Source organism: Streptomyces sp. NPDC058964, assembly GCF_042741275.1.
Lineage (GTDB): Bacteria > Actinomycetota > Actinomycetes > Streptomycetales > Streptomycetaceae > Streptomyces.
In genome coordinates this window covers 1-5,991 of record NZ_JBHYKH010000541.1, presented here as the reverse complement: position 1 = coordinate 5,991, position 5,991 = coordinate 1, and the positions used below count along the sequence as shown (strand labels likewise).

At 71.8% G+C, this 5,991-nt stretch carries 6 protein-coding genes; 3 read left to right on the top strand and 3 right to left on the bottom strand.

The window, feature by feature from the left end; all coding sequences use genetic code 11:
- On the top strand, positions 1-228 hold a 228-nt coding region (locus tag ACFW2E_RS39600), incomplete at its 5' end, for a GNAT family N-acetyltransferase (RefSeq protein WP_384474759.1).
- 8 nt (positions 229-236) lie between these two features.
- Here ACFW2E_RS39600 and ACFW2E_RS39595 read toward each other — a convergent pair.
- On the bottom strand, positions 237-2,276 hold the full coding sequence (locus ACFW2E_RS39595; RefSeq protein ID WP_384474756.1) for a DHA2 family efflux MFS transporter permease subunit: 2,040 nt from the start codon (positions 2,274-2,276) through the stop codon (positions 237-239).
- Positions 2,277-2,406: 130 nt separating this feature from the next.
- Between ACFW2E_RS39595 and ACFW2E_RS39590 the strand changes: the two genes are divergently transcribed.
- Positions 2,407-3,381: a peptidoglycan-binding protein gene (locus ACFW2E_RS39590; protein WP_384474749.1), complete on the top strand. Its 975-nt coding sequence runs from the start codon at positions 2,407-2,409 to the stop codon at positions 3,379-3,381.
- A 63-nt stretch (positions 3,382-3,444) separates the two neighbouring features.
- Here ACFW2E_RS39590 and ACFW2E_RS39585 read toward each other — a convergent pair whose 3' ends face one another.
- Together ACFW2E_RS39585 and ACFW2E_RS39580 are read right to left on the bottom strand one after the other, a co-directional pair.
- Positions 3,445-4,125: an HAD-IA family hydrolase gene (locus ACFW2E_RS39585; protein ID WP_384474746.1), complete on the bottom strand. Its 681-nt coding sequence runs from the start codon at positions 4,123-4,125 to the stop codon at positions 3,445-3,447.
- 156 nt (positions 4,126-4,281) lie between these two features.
- The gene (locus tag ACFW2E_RS39580; protein WP_384474743.1) at positions 4,282-4,863 is read right to left on the bottom strand and encodes a TMEM165/GDT1 family protein; all 582 of its coding nucleotides are present in this window, start codon (positions 4,861-4,863) and stop codon (positions 4,282-4,284) included.
- A 380-nt stretch (positions 4,864-5,243) separates the two neighbouring features.
- On the opposite strand from ACFW2E_RS39580, the gene ACFW2E_RS39575 reads away from it, so the two are divergent.
- Positions 5,244-5,888, top strand: coding sequence for an HNH endonuclease family protein (locus tag ACFW2E_RS39575; RefSeq protein ID WP_384474740.1), 645 nt, complete (start codon positions 5,244-5,246; stop codon positions 5,886-5,888).
- The last annotated feature ends 103 nt before the right edge of the window (positions 5,889-5,991 follow it).

Here is a 5,991-nt window from a genome sequence, read left to right as displayed (position 1 = left end):
ACCCGGGTCGTCGTGTACGAGGCGTTGCGCGGCAAGGGAGCCGCGGCCCTGCTCGTGGGCGCCGCCGAGGACGCCGCCCGGGATCTCGGCGCCACCCGGATCGTCCTCGACACCCGCAGCGACCTGGTGGAGGCCCGCGCGCTGTACGCCCGGCTCGGCTACCGGGAGACGGAGCCGCACAACGACGACAAGTACGCGGAGCACTGGTTCAGCAAGCGGCTCGGCTGAGTTCGGGCTCAGGGGGTCCGGCCCGCCGATCCCGCGTGCGGCTGCTCCCGTTCCGAGCCGCACATCTCGTCGGTCAGTTCCTTCACCAGGCGGTCCAGGTCGGTAGGCCGGTCGGGGCCCCACCAGTCGCCGAGCAGTTCGGCCAGCGACTCCTCACGGGCCCGTGCCAGCCGTTCGGCGACCTCCCGTCCCTGATCGGACAGGCTCAGGTCGAGACCCTCGCGCACGGCGAGCCCGTGCTCCTCGATCTGGCGTTCGGCGTCGAGGATCACGGTCAGCGGGACGTCGGTGCGTTCGGCCAGCACGCCCGGTTCCACCGAGCCGTACTTCCGCATCCGCAGCAGCAGCCAGCTCGCCGCGGGAAGCAGGTCGTACCCGGCCCGCTCGGTGACCTTCCGGTACGCCTCCCGCCGCCCCTCGCGGGTGCCGAGCAGGGACAGCGCCCGGCACACCTCGTCGTAGGAGGACCGCTGGACCGGGTTGGAGGCCAGCGTCTCCGTCCCGTCGGGCGCGGTGACCGAGCCGCGCAGCCTGTCCTCCTTCAGGAACCACGCCAGGACGAAGCCGAGGAGGGCGACCGGGGCGGCGTACAGGAAGACATCGGTGATGGAGACCGCGAACGCGTGCAGGGCGGCCGGCCGCAGCGAGGGCGGCAGGGCGCCGATGCCGCGCGGGTCGGCCTTGAGCGCGTCGGCCGACAGCCCGGCCGGCAGCCGTACGCCCCGGAAGGCGGCGGCCAGCAGCTCGCCGAGGCGGCCGGTGAAGACCGTGCCGAAGATGGCGACGCCGAACGAGGCACCGATCGAGCGGAAGAAGGTCGCGCCCGAGGTGGCGACGCCGAGATCCTCGTACGAGACGGCGTTCTGGACGATGAGGACGAGGACCTGCATGACCAGCCCGAGACCGAGCCCGAAGACGAAGAAGTAGGTGCTCATCTCGGCGGTGGAGCTGTACTCGTCGAGCCGGTGGAGCAGGAGCAGGCCGAGCGTGGTGACGCCGGTGCCGAGGATGGGGAACACCTTCCAGCGGCCGGTGCGGCTGACGATCTGCCCGGAGACGGTCGAGGACAGCAGCAGGCCCACGACCATGGGCAGCATGTACACGCCGGACATGGTCGGCGAGACGCCGTGCACGACCTGGAGGAAGGTCGGCAGATAGGTCATCGCGCCGAACATGGCGAAGCCCACGATGAAGCTGATCACCGCGGCCAGTGAGAAGGTGCGGATGCGGAACAGCTTGAGGGGCAGCACGGGCTCGGCGGCGCGGCGCTCCGTGCCGACGAACACGACGGCGAGCACGACACCGAGGACGACGAGCCCGATGGTCTGCGCCGAGCCCCAGGCCCAGGTGGTGCCGCCGAGCGAGGCGACCAGGACGAGGCAGGTGGCGACCGCGGCGATCAGGAAGGTGCCGAGGTAGTCGATGACGTGCTGGGCGGCCTTGCGCGGGATGTGCAGGCTGGTGGCGATGACGGCGAGGGCGACGATGCCGACGGGCACGTTGACGTAGAAGACCCAGCGCCAGCTCAGATGCTCGGTGAACAGCCCGCCGAGCAGCGGACCGAGCACACTGGACGCCCCGAAGACGGCGCCGAAGAGCCCCTGGTATCGGCCGCGCTCCCGCGGCGGCACGAGGTCGCCGACGATCGCCATCGACAGCACGATCAGCCCGCCGCCGCCGAGCCCCTGCAACGCCCGGAACCCGATCAGCTCGCCCATGTTCTGGGCCATGCCGCACAGCGCGGAGCCGATCAGGAAGATCACTATCGCGATCTGGAACAGCCTCTTGCGTCCGTACTGGTCGCCGAGCTTGCCCCACAGCGGGGTCGCGGCGGTCGAGGCCAGCAGATACGCGGTGACCACCCAGGACAGGTGCTCCAGGCCGCCGAGGTCGCTGACGATGGTCGGCAGGGCGGTCGACACGATGGTCTGGTCGAGGGCGGCCAGCAGGAGACCGAGGAGCAGGGCGCCGATCGAGACGAGGACACTGCCGGGGACCTGGTCCTCGTCCTTCGGATCCCGCGCCGTGACGTGCGTGTCGAGGGTCATGAGACCTCCCGGGGCTCTCGTGGCTCCCTCCATCGTGATCGGTGTCACCCGATATGGCCCGTTGAGCCGCACGCGAATGTGAGGGAGCTCTGCATAGTGTCGGGAGTTCGTGAGGGGAGGGGACGAACGCGTGACTGAACCGAAGAACCACCAGTGCCCGGGATGTGGGACACCGAGAGGGACGGACAACACCCCGTCGTGCGACTGCACACAGCGGGCGTCCGACGCCCTGCGCGACGCGCGGACCGCGCAGGCGGCCGCCGCGGAGGACTTCGATCCGCTGCGCATACGGCCGTACGTCGAGCTGGCGGGGGCGACGGGGAAGGCGGCGGGGCAGGGACCGGACCCGGACCCGGCCCCGGACGAGGGCGTCACCCAGCCGATACCGGCCGCCGAGGTCACGATGCCGCTGCGCCCGGTGAGCGGGCCCAGCACCACGGACCTGCGGATGTTCGAACCGGGGCGGGCCGAGGCGGCCGAGGAGGACCGGGCGCCGCGCAGGTCCCGCCGCGCCCTCCTGCTCAGTGTCTCCGGAGCGGCCCTCGCCGTTGTCGCGGCGGCGGGTTTCGCGAGCGGGCTGTTCTCGTACGAGGCACCGGCCCGGGACAGGGCGGCGGCGCGGGAGGTACGGGAGAGCGTGCCCGAGGAGACGGCCGGCACGTCTTCGGAGCCGGCGTCCACGGCCGCCGCGCCGGGACACCCGACCTCGTCGCCGTCCTCGCCGTCGCTTTCGGCCCCGAGGCCCACCAGCGCGAGCCCCTCGCCCACCGCCTCGTCCTCGCGGTCCGGCACGACCCCGTCCCCGCGCCCGTCCCGCTCGGCCACGCCGACCCAGACGGCCACGGCCACCGGGGCGGAGGACCTCCCGCGGCCGACGTCGCCACCGGTGCTGCGGCGCGGCGACCACGGCCCGGAGGTCACCGAACTGCAGCTCCGTCTGACCCAGTTGAACCTCTACGTCGGCGAGGCGAGCGGCATCTACAACCGCCAGGTCGAGGACGCCGTGAGCACCTACCAACTGGCCCGGGGCATCCGCTCCGACGAGCCGGGGGTGTACGGGGCGGCGACGCGGGCACGCCTGGAATCGGAGACGTCGCAACCGTGACGCGGGGCTGACGGCCAGGGCGGCCGGTCGCGTTCCGGGGCGGGCGCCCCTGCCCGTGCGGACTCAGCCGACGTACAGCCGGATCGTCCCGTCGGCCGCGGGCTCGGCCTTCACCCGGGTCAGGTCCTGCACGGTCACGTCCGGTCCGTGGAAGCCGGCCCGGGGGCCGACGCCCACGACGCGCATTCCGGCCGCGCGGCCCGCCGCGATCCCCGCGCCGGAGTCCTCGAAGACGACGCAGTCGGCGGGGTCGACGCCCAGTTCCGCGGCCCCCTTCAGGAAGCCCTCGGGGTCGGGCTTGCTCGCGCCGACCGACTCGGCGGTGACGCGCACGTCCGGGAGGTCCAGGCCCGCCGCGGCCATCCGGGCCGTCGACAGCGCCACGTCGGCGGAGGTCACCAGGGCGTGCGGAAGGCCGCGCAGGGAGGCCAGGAACTCCGGCGCGCCGGGGACCGCGACGACGCCCTCCATGTCCGCGGTCTCCTCCGCGAGCATGCGCGCGTTGTCGGCGAGGTTCTGCTCGACGGGCCGGTCCGGCAGCAGGACCGCCATGGAGGCGTGCCCCTGGCGGCCGTGCACGACCTTCATCACCTCGTCCGGGTCCAGCCCGTGCCGCCCCGCCCAGCGCCGCCAGATGCGCTCGACCACGGCGTCCGAGTCGACGAGGGTGCCGTCCATGTCGAGAAGGAGGGCACGGGCGGTGAGGACGGTGGGCGTGGCAGGGGTCCGGGCGGTGGCCGTCATCCGCAGCTCCAAAGCTGGACGGAGGGACAAGGCGGCCCCGCCCGCCGGTCAGGGAAAACGGGCGGGGGCCACTTTGTTTCTCTACGGTACAAAACCAGGGCGGGTTTCCGCCACCGCCCCCGGAAAGCGTTCACCGGACGTTCAGCCCGGTCCGGCTCAGCCCGCCGCGGCCTCCCACAGGCTCCCTACGCCGAGCGCCAGCATCAGCAGCGCCGCGATCCGGGTGATGAGCCGCAGCGGCACCTTTCTCATCAGCGCCTTTCCGCCGACGATGCCGAGACCGGCCACCGCCCACAGCCCCAGCACCGCGCCGAGGCCGACGGAGACCGGGGCGTCGTAACGGGCGGCGAGGTTCGCGGTCATGATCTGCGTGAGGTCACCGAACTCGGCGACGAGGATGAGCATGAAGCCCGTACCGGCGACCCTCCAGAAGGACTGGTCGGCGGGCTTCCTGATCTCCTCCTCGCCGTCGTCCTTCTTCAGCAGCAGCATCGCCGCGCCACCGAGGAAGAGGACGCCCGTCAGCGCGTGCACGATCTGCTGGGGCAGCAGCGTCAGCGCGCTGCCGGCCGCGACCGCGAGCACCACGTGCAGCAGGAAGGCGGCGGCGACGCCCGCGAAGACGTACGAGGCGCGGTAGCGGGTGCCCAGGACGAGGCCGGCGAGCGCGGTCTTGTCCGGCAGTTCGGCGAGGAAGACGACGCCGAAGACGAGCGCCGTCACGGTGATGCTGATCAAGATCCCTCAATCGGTCGGGGGCCGCCCCACCGAGAGTGCTGTACGTCACACGGAGACACCTCGGCATGGCAGCACACACGGCACCCGTGCCGTGGGGCACGGGCGTGCACTGCTTGCCGAAGGTCTCGCTGGCCGGCCTCGTGACCGAGGTCCGGCTCCGGGCGCCGGCTCAGGCTGGCTGAGCAGTATGTCGACGGTCCGGCGAGGAGCTACTCCCCTTCTGCGCCACCCATGGTAAACGACCGAAAGTTCGACCGTAAACCTTGTCGTGTCATGAACACGTCACTAACTTCTTACCGCACACACACCAACCGGCAACGCGGAGCCGGGAGCATTCCCTCGCTCGTGCTCCAACACCCCCACCCCGCAAGGGAGTTCGCATGCCGAAGTTCTACGCGCGTCGACGGGCCAGCATACTCGCGGCGCTCACCGGTCTCATAGCCTCCGCCGCACTGTTCAACTCCCCGAGCGCCTCCGCCGCCCTCCCCACACCGGTCAGCGCCGCCACCGCCCGCAGCTACCTCTCCCAGCTCACCGTGGCCACCGAGAACCGCACCGGCTACAACCGCGACCTGTTCCCGACCTGGATCACCATCAGCGGCACCTGCAACACCCGTGAGTACGTCCTCAAGCGGGACGGTACGAACGTGGTCACCAACTCCGCCTGCACCGCCACCAGCGGCAGCTGGTACTCCCCCTACGACGGTGCCACCTGGACCTCCGCCTCCGATCTCGACATCGACCACCTGGTCCCGCTCGCCGAGGCCTGGGACTCCGGCGCCGGCGCGTGGACCACCGCCCAGCGCCAGGCCTTCGCCAACGACGTCACCCGGCCCCAGCTGCTCGCCGTCACGGACAACGTGAACCAGGCGAAGGGCGACCAGGACCCGGCCACCTGGATGCCGTCGCGCACCGCCTACCGCTGCACGTACGTCCGTGCCTGGGTCCAGGTGAAGTACTACTACGACCTCTCGGTCGACTCCGCCGAGAAGTCGGCGCTGCAGGGCCACCTCGCGAACTGCTGACCCACCGTCCACCGTGTGTTCGGCGCGGAATCTCCCCGCCGGGGCGGCGGGGGGGCGCTCGCGCCACGGGCCGCGGGCTGGGGGAAGCCACTCCGCGCGAGAG

Coding starts and splice junctions, on each gene's coding strand:
- ACFW2E_RS39575 (WP_384474740.1), top strand. CDS start 5,244: ATGCCGAAGTTCTACGCGCGTCGACGGGCCAGCATACTCGCGGCGCTC.
- ACFW2E_RS39585 (WP_384474746.1), bottom strand. CDS start 4,125: ATGACGGCCACCGCCCGGACCCCTGCCACGCCCACCGTCCTCACCGCC.
- ACFW2E_RS39595 (WP_384474756.1), bottom strand. CDS start 2,276: ATGACCCTCGACACGCACGTCACGGCGCGGGATCCGAAGGACGAGGAC.